20 protein-coding genes are annotated in these 26504 nt (G+C 62.7%); 12 read left to right on the top strand and 8 right to left on the bottom strand.

What is annotated here, in order from left to right; translation table 11 throughout:
- Positions 1 to 19: 19 nt before the first annotated feature.
- The 9 genes from JOE69_RS08610 (at position 20) to manD (ending at position 9873) form a co-directional block, all read left to right on the top strand.
- Positions 20 to 1315 carry an ABC transporter substrate-binding protein gene (locus tag JOE69_RS08610; protein ID WP_309801223.1) on the top strand — a complete coding sequence of 432 codons (1296 nt, stop codon included), beginning with the start codon at positions 20 to 22 and terminating at the stop codon, positions 1313 to 1315.
- A 63-nt stretch (positions 1316 to 1378) separates the two neighbouring features.
- Positions 1379 to 2308, top strand: a complete 930-nt coding sequence (locus JOE69_RS08605; protein ID WP_309801221.1) for a carbohydrate ABC transporter permease — start codon at positions 1379 to 1381, stop codon at positions 2306 to 2308.
- Entirely contained in the window at positions 2305 to 3180 is an 876-nt protein-coding gene (locus tag JOE69_RS08600) for a carbohydrate ABC transporter permease (RefSeq protein ID WP_309797834.1), read from the top strand. The genes JOE69_RS08605 and JOE69_RS08600 overlap by 4 nt, the downstream gene beginning before the upstream one ends.
- On the top strand, positions 3180 to 4013 hold the full coding sequence (locus tag JOE69_RS08595; RefSeq protein WP_309797832.1) for a sugar phosphate isomerase/epimerase family protein: 834 nt from the start codon (positions 3180 to 3182) through the stop codon (positions 4011 to 4013). Before JOE69_RS08600 ends, JOE69_RS08595 begins: the two co-directional genes overlap by 1 nt.
- The gene (locus JOE69_RS08590; RefSeq protein WP_309797830.1) at positions 4010 to 5155 is read left to right on the top strand and encodes a Gfo/Idh/MocA family protein; all 1146 of its coding nucleotides are present in this window, start codon (positions 4010 to 4012) and stop codon (positions 5153 to 5155) included. The genes JOE69_RS08595 and JOE69_RS08590 overlap by 4 nt, the downstream gene beginning before the upstream one ends.
- On the top strand, positions 5152 to 6030 hold the full coding sequence (locus JOE69_RS08585; RefSeq protein WP_309797827.1) for a sugar phosphate isomerase/epimerase family protein: 879 nt from the start codon (positions 5152 to 5154) through the stop codon (positions 6028 to 6030). The genes JOE69_RS08590 and JOE69_RS08585 overlap by 4 nt, the downstream gene beginning before the upstream one ends.
- Positions 6027 to 7436 (top strand): glucuronate isomerase, encoded by a 1410-nt coding sequence (gene uxaC / locus JOE69_RS08580; protein WP_309797825.1) that lies wholly within the window; start codon positions 6027 to 6029, stop codon positions 7434 to 7436. Before JOE69_RS08585 ends, uxaC begins: the two co-directional genes overlap by 4 nt.
- Positions 7433 to 8644, top strand: coding sequence for a mannitol dehydrogenase family protein (locus JOE69_RS08575; RefSeq protein ID WP_309797823.1), 1212 nt, complete (start codon positions 7433 to 7435; stop codon positions 8642 to 8644). The genes uxaC and JOE69_RS08575 overlap by 4 nt, the downstream gene beginning before the upstream one ends.
- Complete coding sequence (gene manD, locus JOE69_RS08570) at positions 8641 to 9873, top strand: D-mannonate dehydratase ManD (protein WP_309797821.1); 1233 nt, start codon at positions 8641 to 8643, stop codon at positions 9871 to 9873. The genes JOE69_RS08575 and manD overlap by 4 nt, the downstream gene beginning before the upstream one ends.
- Before the next feature lie 77 nt (positions 9874 to 9950).
- Here manD and JOE69_RS08565 read toward each other — a convergent pair whose 3' ends face one another.
- From JOE69_RS08565 to JOE69_RS08535, 7 genes are all read right to left on the bottom strand, one after another.
- Entirely contained in the window at positions 9951 to 10847 is an 897-nt protein-coding gene (locus tag JOE69_RS08565) for an alpha/beta hydrolase (protein ID WP_309797819.1), read from the bottom strand.
- Between the two features lie 296 nt (positions 10848 to 11143).
- On the bottom strand, positions 11144 to 12136 hold the full coding sequence (locus tag JOE69_RS08560) for an N-acetylglucosamine kinase (RefSeq protein ID WP_309797817.1): 993 nt from the start codon (positions 12134 to 12136) through the stop codon (positions 11144 to 11146).
- Positions 12133 to 13404, bottom strand: coding sequence for a family 4 glycosyl hydrolase (locus JOE69_RS08555; RefSeq protein ID WP_309797815.1), 1272 nt, complete (start codon positions 13402 to 13404; stop codon positions 12133 to 12135). The genes JOE69_RS08560 and JOE69_RS08555 overlap by 4 nt, the downstream gene beginning before the upstream one ends.
- 6 nt (positions 13405 to 13410) lie before the next feature.
- On the bottom strand, positions 13411 to 14313 hold the full coding sequence (locus tag JOE69_RS08550) for a carbohydrate ABC transporter permease (protein ID WP_309797813.1): 903 nt from the start codon (positions 14311 to 14313) through the stop codon (positions 13411 to 13413).
- Positions 14310 to 15308 carry a carbohydrate ABC transporter permease gene (locus tag JOE69_RS08545; protein ID WP_309797811.1) on the bottom strand — a complete coding sequence of 333 codons (999 nt, stop codon included), beginning with the start codon at positions 15306 to 15308 and terminating at the stop codon, positions 14310 to 14312. Before JOE69_RS08545 ends, JOE69_RS08550 begins: the two co-directional genes overlap by 4 nt.
- A gap of 2 nt (positions 15309 to 15310) precedes the next feature.
- Entirely contained in the window at positions 15311 to 16687 is a 1377-nt protein-coding gene (locus JOE69_RS08540; protein ID WP_309797809.1) for an ABC transporter substrate-binding protein, read from the bottom strand.
- 135 nt (positions 16688 to 16822) lie between these two features.
- On the bottom strand, positions 16823 to 18070 hold the full coding sequence (locus JOE69_RS08535; RefSeq protein ID WP_309797807.1) for an ROK family transcriptional regulator: 1248 nt from the start codon (positions 18068 to 18070) through the stop codon (positions 16823 to 16825).
- 310 nt (positions 18071 to 18380) lie between these two features.
- On the opposite strand from JOE69_RS08535, the gene JOE69_RS08530 reads away from it, so the two are divergent.
- The 3 genes from JOE69_RS08530 (at position 18381) to JOE69_RS08520 (ending at position 25687) form a co-directional block, all read left to right on the top strand.
- Complete coding sequence (locus JOE69_RS08530; RefSeq protein WP_309797805.1) at positions 18381 to 23198, top strand: NPCBM/NEW2 domain-containing protein; 4818 nt, start codon at positions 18381 to 18383, stop codon at positions 23196 to 23198.
- A gap of 74 nt (positions 23199 to 23272) precedes the next feature.
- Positions 23273 to 23845: an orotate phosphoribosyltransferase gene (gene pyrE, locus JOE69_RS08525; protein WP_309797803.1), complete on the top strand. Its 573-nt coding sequence runs from the start codon at positions 23273 to 23275 to the stop codon at positions 23843 to 23845.
- Positions 23846 to 23974: 129 nt separating this feature from the next.
- On the top strand, positions 23975 to 25687 hold the full coding sequence (locus tag JOE69_RS08520; RefSeq protein ID WP_309797802.1) for a beta-N-acetylhexosaminidase: 1713 nt from the start codon (positions 23975 to 23977) through the stop codon (positions 25685 to 25687).
- On the opposite strand, the gene JOE69_RS08515 is transcribed toward JOE69_RS08520, so the two are convergent.
- Positions 25684 to 26478, bottom strand: coding sequence for an HAD-IIA family hydrolase (locus tag JOE69_RS08515; protein ID WP_309797800.1), 795 nt, complete (start codon positions 26476 to 26478; stop codon positions 25684 to 25686). The two genes, JOE69_RS08520 and JOE69_RS08515, sit on opposite strands and share 4 nt — an antisense overlap.
- Between the last annotated feature and the right edge of the window lie 26 nt (positions 26479 to 26504).

The raw sequence follows: 26504 nt of genomic DNA, 5'->3' as shown, positions 1-26504 counted from the left end.
TGCAGTGGCCGCATCAGCAATGCTGCTGAGCGCCTGCAGCGGCTCGGGGAGCACCGACAGCAGCGGCGCTGTCGACGGCAAGGGCCAGACGCTCGACGTTTTGGTCAACGTGAATTCCGCCTATCCGGAAGAACAGAAGAACTGGATGACGGACATCGCCGCCAAGTTCAAACAGCAAACCGGGGCCGAACTGAAGTTTGAAACCTTTGCCAGCGCCAACGACGAACTGACCAAGATCCAGACCTCGGTAGTTGCCGGGCAGGGCCCCGACGTCTACAGCCTGGGCACCACCTTCACCCCGACCGCCTACGCCACCGGCGCCTTCGTGAAGCTCGGCGATGCCGAGTGGGCCAAAGTGGGCGGCAAAGACCGCTTCAACCCGGCCGCGTTGGGGATTTCCGGCCCGGATGCGCAGAACCAGGTGGGTGTTCCGTTCGTCAGCCGGCCATTCGTGATGGCCTACAACACCGAGCTGTTCAAAGCCGCAGGGCTGGACAAGCCGGCCAGCACCTGGGACGGGTTGGCGGCCCAGGCCAAGCAGCTCACCGGAAACGGGAACTACGGAATGGCCGTGGCCTACAAAGACGGTTTCGACCCGTGGAAATTCATTTGGGCGATGGCCGCCGAAGCCGGCAACCCGCTGGTGGACGGAAACCAGGCCAAGCTCGACGATCCCGCGGTGCAGAAGGCGTACCAGAGCTACTTCGGTTGGTTGAACCGGGACAAGGTCGTGGACCCGGCGTCGGTCGGCTGGAGCAACAGCCAAGCGCTCGCCGCATTCGCGCAGGGCAAGACCGGGATCTTCCCGATCACCACGGCGACGGCGGCCAAAACCCTCGATGCTTCAGCGGTCAAGGGCAAATACGCTTTCGCCTTGATGCCCACCGTGGCTCCGGGGCAGACCGAACGGCCGGTCAACGGCATCGAAGCAGCGAGCATCCTCTCCGGGGACAACCTCGTGGTGGCCGATTATTCGAAAAACAAAGACTTGGCGTTCGCCTACATCAAATTGGTCACCTCGAAAGACGAGCAGCTCAACTACAACAAGATCTTCGGGGACCTGCCGGCCAATTCTGAGGGCTTGAAGGCCATCGACAATCCGTTGTTCGGCCCGATCACCGAGGCCGCGACAAAATCACATGCCACTCCGTTCACCGGAGCATGGGGCGACATCCAATTGGCGCTGACCAACGTCGTCGTGCAGTCCATCCCGGAGCTGTCCAGTGGCGGAGTGAGCGATGCGGCGCTGAAACAGCGGCTGCAAGACGCGCAAACGAAGAGCCAGAAATCGCTCGAACGCGCCGGCAAGGGCTAGACCGTGACGATACCGGAAAAACTGCCGGGGAAACCGCTCAGCGCCCGGAACCGGCCGCTCTGGATGCTCATTCCGGGCGGTGCCCTGATGGTGTTGATCATCGTGCTGCCGCTGCTGCTGAGCCTTTACATGGCGGCCCTGGACCTGGACCAGTACACGATCCGGAAATGGATCAGCGCACCGTTCATCGGCGTCCAGAACTTCGTCGAGGCGCTCACCGCGACTCCGCTGCTGAACTCGGTCTGGCTGAGCGTCTCCTACTCGGTGCTCGCGATGATCATCACCTTGCCGCTGGGCATCGCGGCCGCCCTGGCCACGCAGAACAAATTCCGCGGCCGGGCTTTGATCCGTTCGATCTTCCTGATCCCCTATGTCTTGCCTGCCTTCGTGGTCGCCACGGTCTGGCGGACCATGTTCCAACCCGGCGGGGTGGTCGATCATACGCTGAACGGGGTCGGGATCGACGCCGGACTGTGGCTCAACGGGCCGAACAGCTATTGGACCCTGGTGATCGTCCAAGTTTGGGCTTCCTGGCCGTTCATCTACATGCTGGCGCTGACCGGCTTGCAATCGGTGGACCACGAGGTGCATGAAGCGGCGGCCTTGGACGGCGCCTTGTGGTGGCGCAAACTCCGTTATGTGATCTTCCCGTATCTGAAGGGGCCGCTTTCGTTGGCGATCCTGGTCGGCTTGCTGCACCACATCAACAACTTCACGCTGCCCTTCGTGCTCTTCGGCATTCCGGCGCCGGAAAACGTCGAAGTGCTGCCGGTGCTGACCTATACGACCAGTTTCCAGAGCGTGCGCTTCGGACTCAGTGCCGCAATGGCTTTGGCGTCCCTGGTGCTGGTGCTCATTCCGTTGTTCGCCTATCTGCGCGTGGTCAAGCTCGACGACGGCGGTGACCGGCCTGCTGCGCGGGTCGGACGCGCCCGTCGCCCGGCCAAACCGCAGAACCCGGCGGCCGCCGCGGCAACGGAGGCAAGCCGATGAGCGCAAGAATCGAACGGCAGCACGAAGTGACCCGGTTGCTGCCCAGACCGCTGCTCGTCGTGGTGATCGTGCTGCTCGGTGCAGCCGTGCTGTTGCCGGTGGGCTACATTTTCCTGGCCTCGCTCAACAATGACTCCAGCATTGCCCGCGGTGATTTCTGGCCTGAGTCCTGGACCTTGGAGAACTACGCCAAGATCTGGGTCAACGTCGGCCTGGCGAACGGTCTGAGCAACAGCGTGCTGGTGGCCGGTGCGACCGCGGTGGTGTCGGCGGCGCTCGCGGTGGGCACGGCCTACGTCCTGGTCCGGTACACGTTCGTCGGCAGGCTGACGATCCTGCGCGGATTGCTGGGCCTGCAGTCGATTCCGGGCACGTTGATGCTGTTGCCGGTTTTCATGCTGTTCTCCTCGGCGCAGACTTACCTTCATATCACCGTGATAGGAACGCAGTGGGGCTTGTTCCTGACCTATCTGACCTTCGCGTTGCCGTTTTCCACCTGGGTCATGGTGACCTATCTGCGCGGGCTGCCACGTGAGTTGGAGGAGGCGGCACGGATCGACGGGGCGGGGAACCTGGGTGTGTTGTTCAAGATCATCGTGCCGTTGGCCTGGCCGGGCATCGTGGTCTCGGCGATCTTCGCTTTTCTGCTCGGCTGGAACGATGTGCTTTTCGCCTCGGTGCTGACCCGGCCGGAAAGCCAGACTGCTGCGGTTGCGCTGCAGGTTTTCGGTGCCGGCGCTGAAGGCGGTGCGGTGCCGTTTTACGGCCAGATGATGGCTTCGGCTTTGGTCTGTGCGGCGCCGGTGGTCATTTTGTACCTGATTTTCCAACGTTATCTAGTGGGCGGTTTGACCGCCGGAGGGGTCAAATAATGCAGAGCGAGCCGTGGTTGTTGTCCGGATTCGGTGACGAAATAGACCCGGATCCGCACCTGCAATGCGCGGTGCTGCAGGCGCTCGGCGCCCGGCACGTCGAGGTGCGCAGCGCCTGGGGCGTGAACATCGTGGAGCTTTCCGAGGCCCAACTGGTTGAGTTGAAGGCGGTGTTGGACGCGCGCGGCATGGCGGTCTCTGCGATCGCTTCACCGATTGGCAAGGTATCCGTGGAATTGCCGGTAGCGCACGAATTGGCGCGCTTGGATCGGGCGATTGTTGCCGCTGAGGTACTGGGTGCTCAGTACATCCGAATCTTCTCGTTTTACTACGACGGCGCTCCGGAAGCTGTCCGTGATGCGGTACTGGAACGGATGCGGGCGCTCGCCGCTCGGGCTGAGCAGGCCGGCGTCGTGCTGTTGCACGAGAACGAAAAGGAAATCTTCGGTGACACGCCAGATCGGGTCCTCGATCTGATTCAGAGCGTGGATTCACCGGCATTGCGGGTGGCGTGGGATGCGGCGAATTTCGTCCAGGTTGGCGTGCGACCGTTCCGTGAGGCTTATGAAATGCTGCGGCCGTATCTGGACTACGTTCAGGTCAAGGATGCGCTGCTCGCCGACGGCACGGTTGTGCCAGCGGGTGAGGGCGACGGCGAGCTGCCGGAGACCGTGCGGGCGTTACGCGATTCCGGCTACCAAGGTTTCGTCTCGTTGGAGCCGCATTTGGCCGATGCCTTTGCGCTGGGCGGCTTCTCCGGCCCGGCAGCATTCGGCGTTGCCGGACGGGCGTTTGCCAAAGTGTTAGCAGATGAAGGAGTAGTCAGCGCATGAGTCCGATTAAGGTTGCCATAGTGGGCTGCGGCTCGATTGGCCGCACCCATGCCGCCGTCGTACTGGAACAACCGGAACTGGAGCTGACCGCGCTGGTTGACCCGATTCCGGAAGCTCGGACGGCACTCACCGACTGGCTCACCGGCCGGGCCGCGCCGGCCGAATTCGGCTCGATTGGGGAGGCGTTGGCCGCTGCCGATTTGTTTGTACTGGCCACGCCAAGCGGCCTGCACATCTCGGGCGCACTTGAGGTGCTCGCCGCGGGTAAGCACGTGGTGATTGAAAAACCGCTCGACGTCGATCTGCACCGTGCACAGGAGATCGAAGCCGCTGCGGTTGCCGCAGCTGAAAACGGTCAGCTGGCCACGGTGATCAGCCAACACCGCTTCGACCCGGCCAGCCAAGCAGTGGCGGACGCAGTGGCGGGACAGAAATTTGGTCGAATCACCTCGGCAATCGCCTCGATTGCTTGGTGGCGCGCGCAGTCCTATTACGATTCCGGCGATTGGCGCGGCACCTGGGCGATGGATGGCGGCGGCGCCTTGATGAACCAGGGCGTACACACCGTGGACCTGCTGCTTTGGTATCTGGGCAAGCCGGTCCAGATCACCGCGCACACCGGTTTGCTGGCGCATCAGGATATTGAAGTGGAAGACACCGCCGCAGCAGTGATCAGCTTTGAATCCGGTGCGCTCGCGGTACTGCACGCGACGACCGCAGCCTACCCGGGCCTCAGCGCCTCGATTCAGGTGATGGGCTCGCACGGCTCGGCCCGGATTGACACCGATCGCTTGGTCTATTTTCACGCCGCCGCGGAACAGTCCGAAGACGCCCGAATGGGTGTGCAAGGAGGCTGGGATCAGTCTGCGGACGTGATTGCCGGCTACGCCGATGAACCACTCGTCGTGGCTGACCCAACCGTTTACCCGCTGGGCCATTCCCGACAGTACCGGGACATCATTGCCGCGCTGGCCGCTGGCACGCAGCCCGGCGTGACCGTGAGCGATGCGGTCCGGGCACTGGCCTGCGTCCGCGCGGTGTATCTTTCCGCAACTCTGGGTCAGAGCGTGCTCTTCGATGATGTTTTAGCTGGAAAATACGACGATGTTGAGGTCCTAGTGGCAGGAAGCCCAGTCCGATGAAATTTTCAGTCTTCACCGCCTCGACGCCCGAATGGTCGCCGGAACAAGCGGTTACCCAGTTGGCCGCCCAAGGCTGGGACGGTGTCGAGTGGCGGGTGACCGATCAAACCGCCGCCGAAACACCCGGTTTTTGGGCAGGTAATCGTTGCACTATTCCGCTGACCGGAATGGAGGCGGAGCTGCCGCGGGTTCGGGCGCTCGCCGAGCAGGCCGGCCTAGGCGTCTCCGGCGTCGGTGGCTATGTCCCGTGCGGTGAGCACGACGACGTCGAACGGATGCTGGCGGCCACCGCCGCCTTGGGTGCGCCACAAGTACGCGTGGTGGTGCCAGCGCTGGGCACCGCGGAGTGGGGCGGCAAACCAGCGAGCGGCATTGCTTATCCTGAGCTGTTCTCGCAGGCCCGGGAGGATTTTGCCTGGGTTGCCGGGCGGGCTGCTCATCACGGCGTCAAAGCCTTGGTGGAGTTGCATCACCGGACCCTGGTTTCTTCCGCCTCGGCGGCCTTACGCTTGCTCGATGGCTTGGATCCGGCGCACGTTGGCGTGATCCACGATCTGGGCAATGTGCAGATCGAGGGCCACGAAGATCACTTGGCCGCGTTCCAGATGCTGGGGCCCTACTTGGCGCATGTGCATGTGAAAAACGGCCGCTGGGTTTCCGATGGATTAGGCGAGTTTGGCGAAACGCAGTGGCGGCACGAATGGGCTCCACTCCGCGAGGGGATTTCGAGCGTTTTGGCCTACTTCCGCGCGCTGCGCAAGCATGGTTACGACGGCTGGATTGCCCTGGAAGATTTCTCTACCGAGCTGCCATTGGCGGAGCGCACTGCGCAAAATTTTGACTTTGTGCGCCGGGCTTGGGATGCGGCCGGATGAGCGCTTCGATCCCGCAGTTGGATCCCGACCGGCTGTTCCCAGCAGATCCGGGCGTGCGTGCCTTGGCGCGATCGCTGCATGGCCTGGTCGCGGATCTGCCGATCCTGTCCCCGCACGGCCATGTGCCGGCGTCGTTATTGCTGGACAATGAGCCGTTTGGTGATCCTGCCAGCCTGCTGATCAGTCCGGATCACTATGTCACCCGATTGATTCATGCTTCTGGTGTCTCCTTGGCCGAGCTGGGCGTTGGCTCTGCCTCGGCTGATCCGCGCGATATTTGGCAGCATTTTTGTGCCGCTTGGCCGCTGTTCGACGGCACCGCTTCAGGCTATTGGCTGCGCTCGGAGCTCATTGAGGTCTTCGGCATTGATGATTCGCTGATCGATGAAGCGCATGCGGATCAGCTCTACGAGCAACTGGTTTCGGTGCTGGCCACACCTGAATTCCGGCCGCGGGCGCTCTTCGATTCCTTCGGCATTGAAGTGCTCGCGACCACCGATGATCCGCTCGATTCATTAGCGGATCACGCTGCGCTGGCGGCAGATTCTTCGTTCCGTGGCCGGGTACTGCCCACCTTCCGGCCAGATGCCTATCTGAACGCGCATGCGCCCGGCTTTGCTGAGCGGGTGGATCGGCTGATTGTCGAAGCGGGCGATGGTGCGCACGGGTACCGGGGGTATCTTGCCGCGCTGGCCAATCGGCGTCGTTATTTCATTGAACACGGGGCGATTTCGGCGGACCATGGCGTGCGCACGCCGTTGACTTTGAAACTCTCCGACGATGAAGCAGAGCGGCTTTTCGATTCTGCGCTGCGGGGCGGATTGTCGGCTGCTGAGCGGGACGCGTTTGAAGGCCAGATGATGTACCAGATGGCGCGGATGTCGGTGGAGGACGGTTTGGTGATGACACTGCACCCGGGCTCGTACCGCAATCATCACGAGCCTTCCTTCGCGCGCTTTGGCGCGGACACCGGGCACGATATCCCGTTTGCGGTGGGATACACCGAGGGCTTGCGCCCGCTGCTCAACGACTTTGGCACCGCTGCTGGGTTCCATTTGGTGCTATTTACCTTGGACGAGACGGTGTTTTCGCGTGAGCTGGCACCGTTGGCTGGCTTCTACCCCTCGGTGTTTCTTGGCGCGCCGTGGTGGTTCCTGGACGCACCAGATGCCATGTTGCGGTTCCGTTCTGCGGTGACTGAAACTGCTGGCTTCTCACGCAGCGCTGGTTTCGTCGATGACACTCGGGCGTTCTGCTCCATTCCGGCCCGGCACGATGCTTCGCGCCGGGTGGAGGCGTCGTTTTTGGCGAGATTGGTCGCGGAACATCGGATCTCCGAAGCCCGGGCGGCCGAGGTCATGGTGGATTTGGTGGATGCGGCGCCTCGACGGGTATTTAAGCTATGAAGCTGAACCGTTCTGAGTTGGCCCGTTCTGCCGTCGCTGTGCCCAAGCCGCCGGTCCGGATCGTGCATCTGGGTTTGGGCGCTTTTCACCGCGCACATCAGGTGTGGTTTACCCAACATGCCGCTGACGGTTCCGAATGGGGGATTGCCGCGTTCAGTATGCGCTCGGCCACCGCAGCGGATGCCCTCGCGCCGCAGGACGGTTTGTTTACTCTGGTGCAGCGCGGTGCCAGGGATTCTGTTGAACTGCTCTGGCCGATTGTCGAAGTAGGCGATGCCTCCGCAGAAAGTGGGGCCGTGCGGATGGTCGAGCTGATCGCTGCGCCGAGCACCGCCGTCGTGACGCTGACCATTACCGAGGCGGGCTATGCCGCCGACTCGGCGGCTATCCGCTTGCTGCGCGCTGGGTTGGTCGCGCGGGTCGCCGCCGGAGGTGGGCCGATCACCGTCGTACCTTGCGACAATCTCAGCGGCAATGGCGAGGTGTTAGCCGCGCTGGTGGGTGTTGAGGGCGAGGTGAGTTTCGTCTCGACCTCGGTGGATCGGATCACGCCGCGCACGACGCCGGCCGACCAAGAAAGCGTTCGGCGCACCACCGGTTGGACGGACATGGCCCCCGTGGTCACCGAGCCTTTTGCCAGCTGGATTCTGCAAGGCGACTTTCCGGCGGGGCGGCCGCGGTGGGAGTCGGCCGGTGCGGTGTTTGTCCAGGACATAACGCCCTGGGAGCAGCGCAAATTGTGGCTGCTCAACGGCGCGCACACGTATTTGGCGAATGCCGGCTTAGCGCGCGGACATGTGACGGTGGCGGAAGCGATTGCGGACGCAGAACTGCGTGCCGGGGTTGATGCCTTTTGGGCCGAGGCGGCGGCGCATTTGCCTGTTGAGGTCGGTGCCGCAGCGTACGCCGAGCAGCTGATTGAGCGCTTTGCGAATGCCCGGATTGAACATCGGCTGAGCCAGATTGCCGCTGACTCGACGGCTAAGTTGCGGGTCCGAGTGCTGCCGGTACTGCGTGCGGAACGGGTGGCGGGCCGTTCCGGGGCCGCTTCGATGGCGTTTATTGATGCCTGGATCCAAGCGATGCAGGCCGGTATTCGCAGCGCCGATGCTGAAGATGACCAGATCGATGCCGCTTTGATGTCCGGCGAATCAGGTACTGCGCTTTTGACGTTGTTGGACCCGAAACTAGTGGAGGAACCCCGATGAAAATCATCGCTGCCGAGGTGATTGTCAGCAGTCCGAGCCGGAATTTCGTCACGCTGAAGATCAGCACCGACGAGGGGCTCACTGGGCTGGGTGATGCGACGCTGAACGGCCGTGAGTTGGCCGTGGCGAGTTATCTCGGCGACCATCTGTGCCAGTTGCTGATTGGTCGGGACCCGCATCGGATTGAGGACACGTGGCAGTTCTTGTACCGCAGTTCGTATTGGCGGCGCGGGCCGGTAACGATGGCCGCGATTGCCGCCGTCGACATGGCGTTGTGGGATATCAAAGGCAAAGCGGCAGGTCTGCCCGTTTATCAGTTGCTCGGGGGCGCTTCGCGAACTGGTTTGCGGACGTACGGGCACGCGTCTGGTCGCGATTTGCCGGAGCTGTTCGATTCGGTGCGGGAGAACTTGGCCGAGGGACATACCTCGGTGCGGATTCAGACCGCGGTGCCGGGGTTGAAAGCGATTTATGGCATCGCTGCGCAGGAGCAATCTTCGGGGGAGCGATACGATTATGAGCCGGCTGGCCGGGGTGCTCACCCGGTGGAGGAGGACTGGGATACTCGGGCCTATTTGAACCATTTGCCGAGTGTTTTCGAGGCGGTGCGCAACGAGTTTGGTCCGGATTTGCCGCTGCTGCACGACGGCCATCACAGGATGACGCCGATCCAAGCCGCGAAACTGGGTAAGTCCCTGGAACCCTACGATCTGTTTTGGCTTGAAGACTGCACGCCCGCAGAGAACCAAGAAGCGCTGCGCTTGGTGCGTCAGCACACCACCACTCCGCTAGCAATTGGTGAAGTGTTCAACACCGTGTGGGACTTCCAGACGTTGATTCGGGAGCAGCTCATTGACTATGTGCGGGCCGCGTCAACGCACTTTGGCGGGATTTCGCCGCTCAAGAAGGTCATGGACTATGCCGCGCAGTACCAAATCAAGTCTGGATTCCATGGGCCAACCGATATTTCGCCGGTCGGTTTCGCCGCGCAATGCCATGTGGGCCTGGCGATCCATAACTACGGCATTCAGGAGTACATGCTGCATTCCGCGCAGACCAATGAGGTGTTCCAACAGTCGTTGAGCTTCAGCGGCGGGCTGATTCGGCTTGATCCGTCCGCGCCGGGGCTCGGCATTTCATTGGATGAGGACGCCGCCGCGCGCTACCCGTACCAACAGGCGTATCTGCCCTACAACCGGCTGGCCGACGGGACCGTACACGATTGGTAATGGTAACCAAGCACGACTGGTAACCCCCTCCGCGCGAGTGCACACGTGCCCACCCGCGTCCGGAATTGGTTGAGGGTTCAGCCGAGCCGTTGCTTGAGGAACAGCGCCGCCCGGTCCAAGGCCTGCTCGGCTTCGTCGAGCATGCCGACAAGTGACTGGAAAACATGTGGCACATTTGCCGTGAAATCTAGCGTCACGTCGACGTCGGCCTCACGAGCCCGATCGGCCAACCGCACTGAATCGTCGAGTAATACCTCGTTCCCGCCAACTTGTAACAGCATTGGTGGGAACCCGGTCAGATCGGCCAACACCGCCGGCGCGAGCAATTCTTGATTCGGGTCTTGCCCATTGAGATACATTGCACCGGTGTAGTCAATTGATTCCGTAGTGAAAAGCGGATCAACGTCCAGCCTCGTGGTGATGCTTGCGCCGCTTCGAGTGTGATCCAAGCCCGCGGAGAAGGCGACGATTGCGGCAGGCATCGGCAATCCGGCAGTCCGTGCGGCGAGGCAGGTGGTGACGGTCAGCCCGCCGCCCGCAGAGTCACCAGCGAAAGCAATTGAGCTCGGATCGACGCCACTTTCCAATAATGCCCGGTAAGCCGCTAGGCAGTCCTCAATTGCGGCCGGGAAAGGGTGTTCTGGGGCCAGACGATAGTCCAGGGAAATCGCTTGATAACCGGTCCGGGTGACCAAGTTTCCAGTGAGGCCCATCGCGGTTTCCGGAGAGCCCAGTGAGAACGAGCCGCCGTGAAAGTAAAGAATGGTGCCGGCGCGAGCGGTTTGCTCCGGTTCGACCTGGACGGCGGGTATGCCGGCCAGCGTAGTCGGTGACGTCTTGATCTCCTCGGGCACCGGGAAATTCGCCATCAACGCCGCGAAATTGCTGCGCATCACGTCAATCGGCTCGCTCTGGAAACCTTTGGGGCCTTGCCGCAGCATCTGATCTACGGCTTCCCTTTGTGCTTTGCTCACGGTCTTGGTCCTTCGCTCGATCCGCTTTCAATCCAGATCGTAGCCGAGTGCCCTGACCATCCGGTGCCTGTGGGCCCTCCCCAGTCACCCCCCTCACCTCGCAAGCTCGGCCAGGGAACCCTGCAACCGTGGGCCCAGCGAGTGCACACGTGCGCACTCGCGCCCTTTCGTGTCGAACTCCGCTCGCCACGTAGGGACCCAACCCGAGTGCACACTTGGTGCGGATGTTTTCCGAAAACACCCGCACCAAGTGTGCGTTCGCGCGCTGAGGAAGGTCGCTTCGTGCGCTGGTTCCGCTAACCGGTCAGGGCCGCTTCGGCGCGCAGCAGCGCATTGCGGCCGGCCCCGGCGTGTTCCAACGCCAGCAGGCCGGCGCCGAGCACTGGCGAGGCGGTGACCAACTCGGTATGCGCCTTGGGCGCCCGGAGCGCCAATCCGCGTTCGACGGCGTTCAGCAACTCCCGGTGCCCGGCGGCCAATACGCTGCCGCCCAGCACCACCGGCACCGGCTCCTCGATCAGTCCCAGGCGGCGCAATGAAGTGACTGCCATGGTGACGATTTCTTCGGCCTGCCGGGCCACCACAGCGGCCGCGACTTGATCGCCGGAGGCGGCGGCTGTGAACAGCAATGGAGCCAGCTCGACCACTGCGCGGCCCGGTATCCGGCCGAAGTGCAGGGCTTCGAAGACCTCGGCCACCGATACCACGGAGAACTCGGCGAGCACCAGATCACGCAGCTCGGTCTGTGGGCCACGGCCGTCCTCGGCTCGCACTGCATGCCAGAGGACTTCCGCGCCCAAATCTCCGCCGCCGCCCCAGTCGCCGGAAATCCGGCCCAAGGAGGGGAATCGGGACGTCGCGCCGTCGGCCCGGACACCCACCGCGTTGATCCCGGTACCGCAAACCACCGCCACGGCGTCCGGCTCGCTGGTCCCGGCCCGGAGGAGGGCCAACAGATCCACCTCCACCACTGAATCTTCGCGGAACCACGGCGCCTCCGAGACTGCTTCCCGGAACGCGGTGATCTCAGCCGGCAAATCCATGCCCGCCAAATAGACACTGCTGCCGGCCAGCTCGACCGAGGTCCTGGCCAAGGCTTTGCCGACCAGGATCTCGATCACCGAAACCGATTCGGCCAACCCGGTGATCTGCGGATTCGAACCGGGACCGCGTTCCCTGGCCAGCAACTCGCCGTCGAGCGAAAGCAGTACGACGTCGGTTTTGGAACCGCCGCCGTCGACGGCCAGCACGGCTCGGACGGCCGCAGCATGTCCCGCTTCTGCGCTCACTGTGCCCACGCCAAGTGCTGCTTATTATTTGCGATCAGCAAATCGGTCAGTTTCTCTGCGCGGTCGAACTGGCCGACCAGTGGATGCGCCAACATTGCGCGCAGTACCCGGTCCCGGCCGTCGGCCGCGGTAGCCAAAGTTGCGGCTTCGAGGGCAAGCCGTTCGTAGCGCGCCACCGCGGAAATCAAGCCCGCCATTTCCTCCGGAACTGCGGCAATCGGCCGAATTTCCAGGCCGGCAGAACTGATCCGGGCCGGCACCTCGATCACGTGATCGTCGGGCAGGAATGGCAAGGCGCCGTCGTTCCGCAGGTTCACCACTTGAACGTCGCCGCGATTGCCGACCAATGACGCCATCAGGTCCACGGCGGCTTCGGAGTAATAAGCGCCGCCACGTTCGGCCAGTTCGGCCGGTTTGGTCACTACTGACGGGTCAGCGTATTTCGCCAACAGGGCCTGCTCCACCGCCATCACAGCTTCGGCCCGGGTGGGCTCCTTGAGTTGCTCCGCCAACACCACGTCGTGCGCATAGAAATAGCGCAAATAATACGAAGGAACCGCGCCTTGCAGTCGGAGCAACGCCGCTGGCATATGCACGTGTTCTGCCATTTCCGGCAAACGTTCGGCCAACAACGAAGGCAGCACGTCGTCGCCGGCAATCCGGGCACCACGCTCCCAGGTCAGGTGGTTCAAGCCCACGTGCTCCAAGGCAACAGCTTCCGGTGCCACCGAAAGCATCTCGGCAAACTTTCGCTGAAAACCTATCGCCACATTGCACAGCCCGACGGCGCGGTGCCCGGCTTCCAGCAGGGCTCGGGTCACGATGCCAACCGGGTTGGTGAAGTCGATGATCCAGGCGTTCGGCTTGGCATGTTTCCGTACCGCATCGGCGACCCGCAGGATTACCGGCACGGTCCGCAAGGCCTTGGCGAAACCACCGGGTCCGGTGGTTTCCTGGCCAATACAGCAGGCCTCATGTGGCCAGGTCTCATCACCCTGGCGTGCGGCTTGGCCGCCGATGCGCAACTGGATCAGGACGACGTCGGCATCGGCCACGCCCGCTTCAAGATCCGAGGTAGTCCGGATGCTGCCCGGATGCCCGGCATGCGCGAAAATCCGTTCCGAAACCCCGCCGACCAAATCCAACCGGCGCGGATCCGGATCAACCAACCACAGCTCGGTGATGTCCAATACCGAACGCAGCCTGGCGAAGCCGTCGATCAGCTCGGGGGTGTAGGTAGATCCTCCGCCTACTACAGTGACTTTCACGTTTGTCTAACCTTTCACGCCGGAGAACTTGATGCCCTCGATGAATTGTTTTTGGGCTAGGAAGAACAAGATGATCACTGGCAGCATCACCAGCACCGTGGCGGCCATCGTCAGATTCCACTGCACTTGATGCACGCCGCGGAAGGAGGCCAGGCCCAGCGAAAGCGTCCAATTGCCTTGGTTTTCACCGGTATAAAGCAGTGGGCCGAAGTAGTCGTTCCAGGTGTTCAGGAAGCTGAAGAGTGCCGCGGCGGCGATGCCTGGTTTGGCCATCGGCAGGATCACGCGGAACAAGATGGACAGCTCCGAAGCGCCATCGACGCGGGCAGAATCCGAGTAGCTCTGCGGAATGGTGATCAGGAATTGCCGAAGCAAGAAGATACTGAAGGCATCGCCCAGTAAGTTCGGAAGAATCAGCGGCCAGAGTGTGCCGGTAAGGCCCATTTTGGCCCAGACCACGTACATCGGCACCGCGATCACTTGCGGCGGCAACAGCATCGCCACAATCACCAGGTAGAACATCGTGTTCCGGCCGCGCCACTTCAACCGGGAGAGCGCGTAGGCAACCGGAACGCTGGAGATCAGCATGAACGCCGTCGCCAATCCTGCGTACAGCAGCGAGTTGCCAAAGTAGGCCAGCATGGGCGCTTTTTCAAAGACTTCAGCAAAGTTTTCCCAGTGCCAGGAGGTAGGCCAAAGGTTCTTGGTGAGGGCTTGCTGATCACTCATCAGTGCAGTGAGCACAATGAACAGGATCGGACCGATAAAGCCGATCGCCAGCACGATCGCAATCGCGTGATTGCCAATCCAGGCAAGCGTGTTTTGCTGCCGCAGACTCTTTAACTTGGCTGGTTTGCGCAGCTTGGGCAACTTTGGTGCGGTGCTGCGCGGAGCTTCTAGAACGCTCATGCTTCCTCCCCGATGCCGGCCGAACGCATCCGGCGCACCAGAATGATGGTGAATATTGCGCTGACCAAGAACAGGGCAATCGCCATCGCCGAGGCATAGCCCATGTGGAATTGGTGGAAGCCTTGTTCGTAGAGCCACATCGGGAAGGTCATGGTCGAGTTGTCTGGGTAGCCGATGGACAGCGATGAACCGGCGACGGCGGAGCTGCCCGAGGCGACCGAGCCCGCGACCACCGCTTCGGTGAAGAATTGCAGTCCGACGATGATCGAATTGACCACTGCGAACGTCAGCACTGGCGCAATTGACGGCAGGGTGATGTGCCGGAATTGCTGCCAGGCGCTGGCGCCGTCTAGCCCGGCGGCTTCGTAAAGTTCGCCGGGTACATCGAGCAGCGAGGCAAGCAGAATCACCATCACAGTGCCCGAGGTCCAGAGCGCCATCACGGTCAACGCGGGTTTGGCGAAGGCTGGATCGTTGAACCAGAGCGGTCCTTGAATGCCGAACAGGCCAAGGAACTGGTTCAGCGGCCCGGTGGACGGGTTGAGGATGAAGACGAAAGCCAGTGCGGCGGCCACCGGTGGCGCGAGCGCGGGGAGGTAGAACAGCGTGCGAAAAACCCCGGATGCGCGCTTGAGCTTCGTGAGCACGATCGCGGTGACCAGACCGAAGCCGACTCGGCCTACCGTGATCGCGATGGTCAGCCAGACGGTATTGCCGATCGCCTTCCAGATCAGCGGATCTTTGCTGAACATGTAGCTGAAATTGTTGAAACCGGCCCAGGTCGGGTCGTTGATCAGATCGAAATTCGTCAACGAGTAGTAGGCCGTGGTGAGCAGCGGGTAGAGGAAAAAGATGCTCAGGCCCAGAATCCACGGTGCCATAAAAGCCACAACGGTCAGCCGTCGTCGCGCCTTGCTGTTGTTTTTCGGTTGTTTCCGCACCGGCAAGGCAACTGCCGACGGCGGCTGCTTGGCGGCCTCGGTGAGCGTGGCCACGTTTAGTGCCCCAGCGTCGAGAGATTATCGATTTGGCTGTCGACTTCTTTGAGCCCGGCGGCCAGATCCGGTGCACCGCCATTGGCGTACTTGAGTGCGAAGTCCTGGGCCACCTTGATGTAGGCGCCGCCGTTGTTCGAGGACGGGTTGTTCTGCAACTTCCCGCCGTTGAACAGATCCAGGAAAGTCTGAAATTGCGGCGTGAGTTTGAGATTGGGTGACTTCGCTGAATCCGCGGTGGTCGGCACGTTCTTGAGCGCATTGGCCAGATCAACCAGGGCATCTGTGTCGGTGCTCAAGTACTTGACCAGTTCCCAGGCTGCGCCCGCATTCTTGGCACCTTTCGGAATGCCGATGATGGTGCCGGTCGTGTAGGCGGTGCCGTAGAGTTCCGGCTTGTCATCCGGGACCGGGAACGGTGCCGTCGCATAGTCCAGGTCGGGCGCTTCGGCGGCGATGAAGGCGGTGCGGAACTCGCCATCGACCATCATCGCGGTCTTGCCGGTCTCGAAGTTGTTATCCGCCGAATATTCTTGGCCGGCAGCCGCGGTGAATTGGGTGAGCTTGTCGGCACCGTAGAAATTGGTGAGGTCCTTTTGCCAATTGAGCATGGTGGACCACGCGGGATCGCCCGCGAGGGCAGATTTCCCGTCTGCGTTCTGCCATTTGGCGCCGAACTGCGGGGTGAGCGTTTGTACGGTGTTTTCGTAGAATCCGGGGGTGGGTACGAAACCGGCTACTTTGATGCTGCCGTCGGCGTTCAACTGGGTCAGCTTCTTGGCGTCTTCAGCGAGTTCGCTCATGGTTTTTGGTGGGGCGGTAATGCCCGCGGCCTCGAACATTTTCTTGTTGTAGTACAGGCCGTAGACGTCCGCGAGCATTGGCATGGCGCACCGGGTCCCCTGGAACGAGGTGTAGTCGCGGGTTGCTTGCGGGATTTGATTCAGATCGACTTTGTCCCGGTCCAAATACGGTTGCAAATTCTGGAACGAGCCGGAGCTGCAGAACTGGCCAATGTTGTCCGTGGTGAAGGAGATCGCGACATCCGGTGCATTGCCGCCGCGGATCGCTTGGGTGATCTTGTCGTCGTCCTGATTGCCCTCACTCTTGATCGTGATGTTCGGGTGCAGCTGGTGGAATTTGTCCAGCACCGCGTTGACCGCAGCGAGCTCACGGTCCGCGAACTTGCTCCAAATGGTGATGCTGACCTTTTCGTCCGACGACGGCGCTGCCGCGGCCTGGCCGGAGCCGGTTCCGTTGCCGACGCCGCCGCATGCGGTGAGGCCGAAGGCGAGTGCCCCGGCCAGGACGATTGCCGGGACGGGACTGCTGATTCGGCCGGTCGACGGTGTCCGGCGGTTCTTGCGACGGTGCTGCATGGTTCCTCCTCAGTGGTGCCCGGGTCGATGCCGGGTTTTCGGGTGCGAACCATCGCCGCGCGACCGGGTACCGGGATGCCGGGGCAGCGCGTGATGGCAGTGATGCAGTTGTGTTCGGGTTTCGTTCTCGAGGTGCTAGCCGGTCATGACCGAGCCGGTTTCGAAGGCCTTTTCGCGGGCGTGTTTCAGAGCTAAGGAACTGGCTCCGGCCAGCGCGTTGCCGGCCGGGATCCCTTCGACCGGGGCTCCATCGACTGGTTTGGCCTGGCGGTTCGGTGCGGTTGGGCTGGGAACCCCGAGCGCGAGGACTTCGGCGGTCGATCCGTGCGGTGCGTTCATCACTTCGCCGAGGTTTTCCCGGACCAGCTGCGCCAAGGGCTCACCGCCGGCCACGCCGAAGGCTCCGCCGAGCAACAGCAGTTCAGGGTCCAGGACGGTCACGATCGCGGACAGTCCGGTGGCGATCCGCAAAGCCAAATCGTTCAGGAACGCAGCATGACCCGATGCCGAGCCGGTCCGGGCTGCGGTGCGCAACGTTTCCACCGGGTCGTCCCCGGGCAGCCCATGGGCCCGGGCCAGTGCCGCGATCGCCTGCGGGCTGAGCAGATTTCCGAACTTGCCGCCACGGCGGTCCAACCCGGTCTCCGCCTCGGCCCGGTCGGGTACCGGAAGGTAATCGATTTCGCCCGCTCCGCCGGTGAAACCGCGGAAGAGTTCCCGACGGATCACGATTGCGGCGCCGAGGCCGGTGTCGATCCAGACCAGGGCGAAGTTCTCCGCTGCGGCGGCCAGACCGCCGTCGAGCTCGGCCAAGGCCATCAAGTTGACGTCATTCTCCACGGTGACCGGCATGTCCAGCTCCAGGTCCAGGGCAGCGATCAGGTCGTAATTGCTCCAGGCCGGCATATGCGGCGCGAACTTGAGCATTCCGCTGCGCGGATCCAAGGCCCCGGGCAGGCCGATCACCGTGTGCAGGATTTGCTGTTCCGAGATTTTCGCGGTGATGCAGGCGGCCTGGATGGCCCGCCGAACGCCGCTTCCGGCCGAGGCGCAGGCTGCGAATTGGTGCTGTGATACGACGTTGCCGGACAGATCGGTGATCTGCACGTCGATATTCGCCGGGGTCACGTTCACGCCGGCTGCGAATCCGACCTCCGGCCGGACTCCCCAGAGTTGCGCTTTGGGGCCCGGACCGCCCGAGCGCATGCCTTGCTTCTGCACCAGGCCGGCGGATTCCAGGCGGCTCAGCAAGTCCGCGGTGGCCGGTTTGGAAAGCCCGGTCAGGTCTTCGAGCTCGGCGCGGGAAATCTCACCGGCGCGCAGGATGTGGCTGAGCGCGGCACGGTCGTTGATGATGCGGAGTTTGCTGGGTCCGGTAGACATTGGGTTCGCTCGAATCAATCGTCTGGAAACTTACCTATCGATTAAAACAAGATACACCGGAAAGTGATCTGCGCAACAGGAATTCCCCGATCAATTTCCTGATCTCCGAATCCCGCCACTCCACCCCACCACTCCAAGCGCGAGTGCACACTTCGCGCGGGTGTTTACCGAAAACATTCGCGTGAACTGTGCGCTTGCTCGGAAAATTTGGTTGAGCTATGCGGCACTCATGTTCAAACTGTTGATTATTTATGATTGATATGATGTGATTGCAATCACATAAAGTCAGCGTGGACGAAGTGAGGCTGTTGTGTTTTTCTCTGCCCTGAAGTCACACCGCTCGGTGGCCGTAGGCATCGCCGCGGCCTTGGTCTTGGGGGCGGTGCCGCTGTTCGGCGTCCAGTCCGCGGAAGCCGCCCCGGCGGCGCCGGCCAGCACCGGGATCAAAGCCCAAGTCCCAGTCGATGCCAACGGGAAACCGCTCGGTGCGATTTCCGGGTTCCAGCAGGACGGCGCGAGGATCACGCTCAAACCGGCCTCCGGAGCGTTGCGGGTCACGTTCCTGGACGCCAAGAATTTCCGGATCCAAGCCGATCCCAGCGGGACCTTGAGCGATCCGGCGAATACTTCGCAGAACGACCCCGCGCGGTCGGCCAATCTGGTGGTCGGAGCCGATCAGTTCAGCGCAGTACCGGTGACCGTGACCGACGGCGCCAGGATCACCCTCGCCACCTCTGCGGTGAAACTGGAAGTGGACAAAGCCAGCGGGAAGTTCACCCTGCGCCGGGCCGACGGGAGCCTGGTCTGGACTGAGGCGGCACCATTGAGCTTCGGCAATTCGTCGACCACTCAGGCCCTGGCGGGCCAACCCGGCGAACAATTCCTGGGTGGCGGCATGCAGAACGGACGCTCGGTGCACACCGGCCAAGTGATCAACATCAGCAAGGACTACAACTGGGCCGACGGCGGAAACCCCAATGCGGTGCCGTACTACATGTCCAGCGCCGGCTACGGAGTATTCCGCAACACCTTCGCGCCCGGCAGCTACGACTTCGGCAGCACCCCGGCTGCTGCCAGTCCGCTGGAAACCAGCACGCATCAGGAAAAGCGCTTCGACGCCTACTATTTCGTGGGCGATTACAAACAGGCCTTGGACGGTTACACCAAGCTCACCGGTCGGCCGATGATGCCGCCGGTCTATGCCCTTGAATACGGAGATGCGGATTGCTACAACCGGTCCAATCCGGACTATTCCTCCTCAGGTTTCAACGATCCCAAGGCGCCGAAACAAAACACTTTCGATGCAGTGAAAACCGCCGAACAGTTCAAAGCCAACGACATGCCCGGGGCCTGGATGCTGGTCAACGACGGTTACGGTTGCGAATACACCAAAGACCCGGACCCGTACGATCCGGCAAATCCCGGCAAGGGGCTCGGCGGCACCGTGCAGGAGATCCAAAAGGTAGCCGATCTCAAGACCGGGCTCTGGACCCAGCGCTCGTTGACCAACCAGCCGCTGGAGGTCGGTCAAGACGGCATCGCCTTGCGCAAACTCGACGTCGCCTGGGTCGGCGAGGGTTACCGGATGGCGTTGACCGGTTGCGAATCCGCGCACAACGGCATCGAGCAGTATTCCGCGAATCGCGGAGTCGCATTGATGGTCGAAGGCTGGGCCGGTTCCCAGCGTTGCGGCATCCAATGGACCGGAGACCATACCGGCAGCCTGGACGCGATCCGTTGGCAGGTTCCGGCGATCGCCGGGTCCGGAAACTCGGGTCTGGCTTTCACCACGGCCGATGTAGACGGCATCTTTGGCGGCTCGCCGGAAAGCTATGTGCGGGATCTGCAATGGAAGGCCTTCGCGCCGGCGCTTTACTCGATGAGCGGCTGGGCGCCCACGGACAAGCGCCCCTGGTTGTACGGCGACGCGGCCACGGCGATCAACCGATCGTACTTGCAGTTGCGCCAGCAGCTGATGCCGTACATCTATTCCTTGGCAGCGGGTTCGCACGCGAACGGTACCCCGATGGCCCGTACTATGGCGCTCGAGTTCCCGCAGGATCCGGCCTCGTACAGCGCCGAGGCGAACAACCAGTTCATGCTCGGCCCGGACTACCTGGTGGCCCCGGTTTCGGCCAGCACCGACATCCGCAACGGCATCGTGCTCCCGGCCGGCAGCCAGTGGGTGGATTACTGGACCGGGAACGTTTACCAAGGCGGCCAGACACTCAATGGCTACAAGGCACCGCTGCAGACCCTACCGTTGTTCGTGCGGGCCGGCGCATTGGTGCCGCAAGGCATCGTGGCTCGGAACGCGTCCCTGGTGCCGGAAGATTCGGCACTCACCCTGAACGTCTACCCGAGCGGTTCGTCTGCCTTCAGCTTGTATGAAGACGACAAAACCAGTCGTGCTTACCAGCAAGGCAAAAACACCGTGCAGGATTTCGCGGTACAGGCTCCAGCGAAGAACGCCGGTGATGTCACGGTGACGATCGGCGCCCGCAAGGGGGATTACTCCGGTATGGCGGCGTCTCGGCCCTATGAGTTGAAAGTGAATTCCGGCTCCAAGCCCAGCTCGGTGGTCAGGGACGGTGCCGAACTTTCCGCGCTCGTGGACCAGAAGGCTTTCGACGCCGCGCAGACCGGCTGGTATTACGACACCGCCGCCGGAGCAGTCCGGGTCAAGGCGGGCCAGGTCGCGAAGGACGCGAGCACCGTCGTCGTGCTGAAGGACAGCAGCGCGGTGGGCGGCAAAGACTCGGATGCCACGGCCGCGCAGGTCAAGCTGAGTCTGGACAAGCAGGTTTTCCAAGGGGCGAAGACCACGGCGACCGCGAGTTTCAGCAATAACGGCGATCGCGCGAAGACCGATCTGAAGCTGAGTATCAAGACGCCGACCGGTTGGACGGTGGATTCCGTCAGCGGTGATTCGGTGGCCAACGTGCCCGCCGGTGGCACGGTCACGGCGAAGTTCGTGGTGGTGCCAGGTCAGGCAGCCGCCGCCGGCGTGCAGACGCTTGAGGCGGTGGCGAGCTACCAAGATTCCGCTGGAACCGCGCAATCGGTCAGTGGCGCGAATCAATTGGATGTCGCTTACAGCAGCCTGGCAGGCGCCTTCAATGCGGTGTCAGTGACCACGGTTGCGGGCAAAGCGAGCGGCAATTTCGACGGCGGAGGGGCGACGTTCGCGGCCGAGCAACTGGCATCCGCTCCGATCCCGGCTGGCGGCGTGAAGCCGGGTGGCACGGTTCCGGTAACTACCGCCGACGGCACGGTGATCAACTACACCTGGCCGGCTGCTGGTCCGGACGTGAACAACTCGGTGGCGCTCAATGGCCAAACCATCGCCTTGAAGGGGACCGGTACACACCTGGCCGTACTGGCATCCGCAGCGAGCGGCAAGGGGGTCAGTCCCGAACTCACGCTGACCTATGCGGACGGCACGAAGCAGAAGCAGACAGTGTTCTTTCCCAACTGGTTGCAGCCCAAAGATCTGGGCGGCGGCGTGCTTGCCGTCTCGAGTCAGGGCCGGAACAACGCCAATGGGCTGTCACCGGAGTACACCCAGTACAAGTACCAGGCGTTCTCGAATTCATTGCGCCTGATCCCGGGCAAGGAACTGGCCTCGGTGACCTTGCCGGTGGCGACGAACGTGAAGTTCTTCGATTGGAAAGTGGTCACGCAGAAGCTGCCCGCAGCCCCGGACCAGGATGTCTTCGCTTCGGATTGGCCCTGGGTGTCCGCGAGCAATGGTTATGGCGTGATCGGCAAGGACGTGGCGAACAAGGACGCTGTGGATTCTCCCGATTTGCCGCTCGCGATCAACTACACCGATCCGGCAACCGGCACGAATCCGAGCTATGCCAAGGGCTTGGGTGCACACGCGCCGAGCAAGATCACCTACTACCTGGGTGGTCAATGCAGCTCGTTCAGTGCTGCGGTGGGTCTGGAGAAAGACTTCGGCGGCAAGATCATTTTCACCGTGAACGGCGATGGTCGGCAGCTCTATCAAAGCCGGACCTTTACACCCGGATTTGCCCCGGAGCCGATCAAAACCGATCTGACCGGAGTGCAGTACCTGGAGCTCTCGCTTGATCCGGCCAATGCGGATGCGATCAACGGTGCGCATGGAATCTGGGGCAATGCGAAGTTCAATTGTGCGGCCCCGGATACTGAGGCCCCGGTGACCACTGCATCGGTGAGCGGAACGCCGTCGGGCTCTGGCTGGTATCTGAACGCGCCGACCGTGTCCTTGAGTGCTACCGACAATGTGGCGGCTGCTTCGACACAATACCGCTCGGGCGGGAGCGCGTGGACTGATTACACCGCTCCGGTCAGCGTTCCGGACGGGGTGCAGAACTTCGAATACCGTTCGACGGACAAGGCAGGCAACGTCGAGGCGGCCAAATCGCTGGCGTTGAAAGTCGACACCGTGCTGCCGGAGGTCTCGGCCACGGTTGCCGACCGGAAGGTCGCACTAGCTGCCAGCGATGCCGGCTCCGGGATCGCCGCCACCGAGTATTCGCTCGACGGCGGCCAGACCTGGCAGGGCTACAGCGCTCCGGTGGCCGCTGGCGACGGCGGGCTGTCGTTGCTCTACCGGGCGAGCGATCAGGCCGGGAATGTGTCTGCGGCCGCGCCAGCAGTGATCGTTGCGCCGATTTCGGTGCAACCAGCTGCGCCGAAGATCGAAGCCCCACAGAACGCCGTCGCCGGTGGTTGGATCAAAGTCTCGTTGAATGGTTTCGATGCTGGTGCTTCGGTGGAAATCTGGTTGCATTCGACGCCGGTTCGGTTGGGTTCGCTGACGGTCGGTGCTGACGGTACCGGTTCTGCGCAGCTGACCATCCCGGCCGATGTGCCCGCGGGGGCGCATACCCTGACCGCGGTGCTGATCGGCACGACTGTGGCGAGCAGCGCGATTCTGGTTGTTGCCGGAGCGGGGCAATCGGGCAACGGTCAATCGGACGGTGGCGGATCGGGCAACTCGGTGAATCCGGCCGCGGTCGAGTCGAATGGTCCGCTGGCTGAAACCGGCACCGAGATCTGGCCGCTGTTGCTGCTCGGCTTCGGGTCACTGGCCGCGGGCGCCGTGGTACTCGCGCTCCGCCGTCGTCCGCGAAGCTAACCCGCTTCCCGCTGCTTTAGGTGTGCGTTCGCGCGGATCGGGGGTTGCCGGTGGGAGCCGATAAACTTGCTGCCATGACCTCGACTTTGGATTCTGCCGCTGCCCGCGCCCGCCTGCTGGAACTGATCAAGGAGCTTGCCGTGGTGCACGGCAAAGTGACGCTCTCCAGCGGAAAAGAAGCCGACTACTACATCGACCTGCGCCGGATCACGCTGCACCACGAAGCCAGCGGATTGGTCGGCCGGGTGATGTTGGACCTGCTCGACGACGCCGGCATCGAGTTCGAGGCGGCCGGCGGCCTGACCTTGGGCGCAGACCCGGTCGGCACCGCGATCATGCACACCGCGGCGGCCCGGGACCGGAAGATCGACGCCTTCGTGGTGCGCAAGGAGCAGAAGGCGCACGGTATGAAGCGCCAGGTCGAAGGGCCTTCGGTGCAGGGCCGCGCCGTCGTCGTGCTGGAAGACACGTCGACCACCGGAGCTTCGCCACTGCAGGCCGTCGAAGGCGTGCGGAACGCGGGCGGCGAGGTGCAGGCGGTCGCCGTGATCGTGGACCGCGCAACCGGCGCGCAGGCCTTGATCGAACAGGAAACCGGCGTCCGTTATCTGGCGGCGTTCAGCAAGGACGAACTCGGGCTGGACTGAATTCGGCGGTCTGCCCTATGCAGCCGGGATGTGAGCGAATATGATCTTGTTTACTAGATTTACGCCATAACCAACCAGGCTGCGGTCGCGTTGACGGTCAGCCGCACAACCCATCGGGGGCTGACCGACATGGCGGTTGATCCATCACGGCGAAAAGTGCTGACCAGTTTGGCTACCGGATCGGCTGCGCTGCTGCTGGCTTCGGCGCTGCCGGCAGGCCAGGCCTCTGCTGCGGTACCGCAGGTCGCCGGGGTGTTGCCGGCGATCATCCCGTGGCCGAAGAGCTTCGTCGTCGGCCTCGGTGGGACATTCCAACTGAAATCGACGACGCAAATCGTGGTCGGTGCGCAGTTCCGTCCGGTTGGCGAGTATTTGGCGGCCCGGCTCGCTCCGGCTACCGGTTGGCAGCTGGCGGTTGTCAATGCCGCGGGAAGCCAGTCCGGTCCGGTGATCGAGTTCGGACTGGACCAGAGCTTGGCGGCAGAAGACTACCGGCTTTCGGTCTCCAGCCTCCGAGTCATGGTTTCCGCGGCCGGACCGGAAGGCGCGTTCCGCGCCGTGCAGACTCTGCGGCAACTCCTGCCGGCCCGCATCGAGTCGCGGCAGCAGGTGACGGCGGAATGGAACATTTCGGCGGCTGAGATCGTGGACGGACCTCGATTCGGCTACCGCGCGGTAATGCTCGATCCGGCCCGCCGCTTCGTGCCGCTGGCCGATGTCAAGCGGGTCATCGACCAAATGGCGTTGTACAAGCTGAACGTGCTGCACCTGCACCTCAGTGATGACCAAGGTTGGCGGACCGTGATCGACGCATACCCGGAGCTGACCAAAACCGGGGCGAGCACGCAAAGCGGCTTCGCCCCCGGCACCGTCGATCCGGTGGCCGGCTCAGGGCCGTGGTTCTACACCAAACAGGAATATGCCGACCTGGTGGCCTATGCCGGCAGCCGGTTCGTCGAGATCGTGCCGGAAATCGACGGCCCCGGCCACACGTCTGCCGCGCTGGCCTCGATTCCGGAGATCAACGACGACGGGAAAGCGATTCCGCCCTACTCCGGGTTCGACGTCGGAATCTCCCTGGTCGGCTTGCAGAACCAGCAGCGCCGGGACGAAGTCCGGAAGTTCCTGGTCTCGGTGCTCAACGACGTGGCGGCGCAAAACCCCGGGCGGTATCTGCACATTGGCGGAGACGAGTCGCCGAAAGCCACTGCGGAGCAGTACACGGCCTATACCGCGATGGCCAATGAGGTGGCGACGGCCGCGGGCAAGAAGGTGATTGCCTGGCACGAATGGATCAAGGGTGCGCCCTTGCCTGCCGGAGCGGTGATGCAATATTGGGGGACTGCCCCCGGTTCGGCCGATGCCGCGATGGCTCGGCAAGCCGTCGACGCGGGCCACCAGTTGGTCTTGTCGCCGGCGAATCGCTCATATCTGGACATGAAATACGACAATCAGACCGCCTACGGCCGCAGCTGGGCCGGTCTGATCAACCTGCGTACCGCGTGGAACTGGGAACCCACCACGGTGCTGGGTGGAGCGCCGATCGCCGAATCCGCAGTGCTCGGCGTCGAAGCCTCATTGTGGAGCGACAGTGCCAACCAGTTCGGTGACAAGCCGTTCGGCCCCACCCGGGTTTACGCTCCAGCCCGGACCTACACCGATTTCATGCTCTTCCCGAGACTTCCTGCAGTGGCCGAACTGGGCTGGAGCCCCAGCGTGGATCGGAGCACCCAACCCAGTTATCAGGAGTTGGTGCGCCGGGTCCTGGAGCATTCCAAACGCTGGGAAGCAATGGGGATCGGCTACAACAAGGCTGCCGACATTCCCTGGAGCTCGCGCTAAACCAGCGGGATCAGATCCGCAACCGAATCCAAGGTCTGGTCCGGACGGAACGGGTAGGCTTCCACATCACCGGGCTGGGTGATTCCGGTCATCACCAGCACGGTGTGCAGCCCGGCTTCCATGCCCGCGATGATGTCGGTGTCCATCCGGTCGCCGATCATCGCAGTGGTTTCCGAATGGGCTTCGATCTGGTTCATCGCGGAACGGAACATCATCGGATTCGGTTTCCCCACGATGTAGGGCTCGCGATTGGTCGCCTTCGTGATCAAGGCTGCGATCGCGCCGGTGGCCGGCAAGGGGCCTTCCTTCGACGGCCCGGTGGCATCCGGGTTGGTCGCGATGAACCGCGCGCCGTCGGCGATCAGACGGATCGCCTGGGTGATTGCTTCGAACGAGTACGTCCGGGTTTCGCCCAACACCACGTAGTCGGGATTCTGGTCGGTGAGGATGAAGCCGGCTTCGTGCAGCGCCGTGGTCAATCCGGCCTCGCCGATCACGAAAGCCCGGCCGCCCGGCATTTGCGATTTCAGGAACTCGGCGGTCGCCAGCGCCGAAGTCCAGAGGTTTTCCTCCGGGACCTCCAATCCGGAAGCCTTCAACCGGGCGGCGAGGTCCCGGGGCGTGTAGATCGAGTTGTTGGTCAGCACCAAGAACCGCTTGGAAGTGTCCACCCAGCGTTGGATCAGTTCGGCGGCGCCGGGGACGGCCTGGTTTTCGTGCACCAGCACGCCGTCCATATCGGTGAGCCAACATTCGATGTCTGCGGCGTTGCGCGGTTCGTCATGTGCCATGGGTCAATCTTCCACCGTTTGCGCTG

The organism is Arthrobacter russicus (assembly GCF_031454135.1).
GTDB classification, from domain to species: Bacteria; Actinomycetota; Actinomycetes; order Actinomycetales; family Micrococcaceae; genus Renibacterium; species Renibacterium russicum.
Note: the sequence above shows the minus strand (reverse complement) of the source record. Positions and strands in the feature narration are given on the sequence as shown.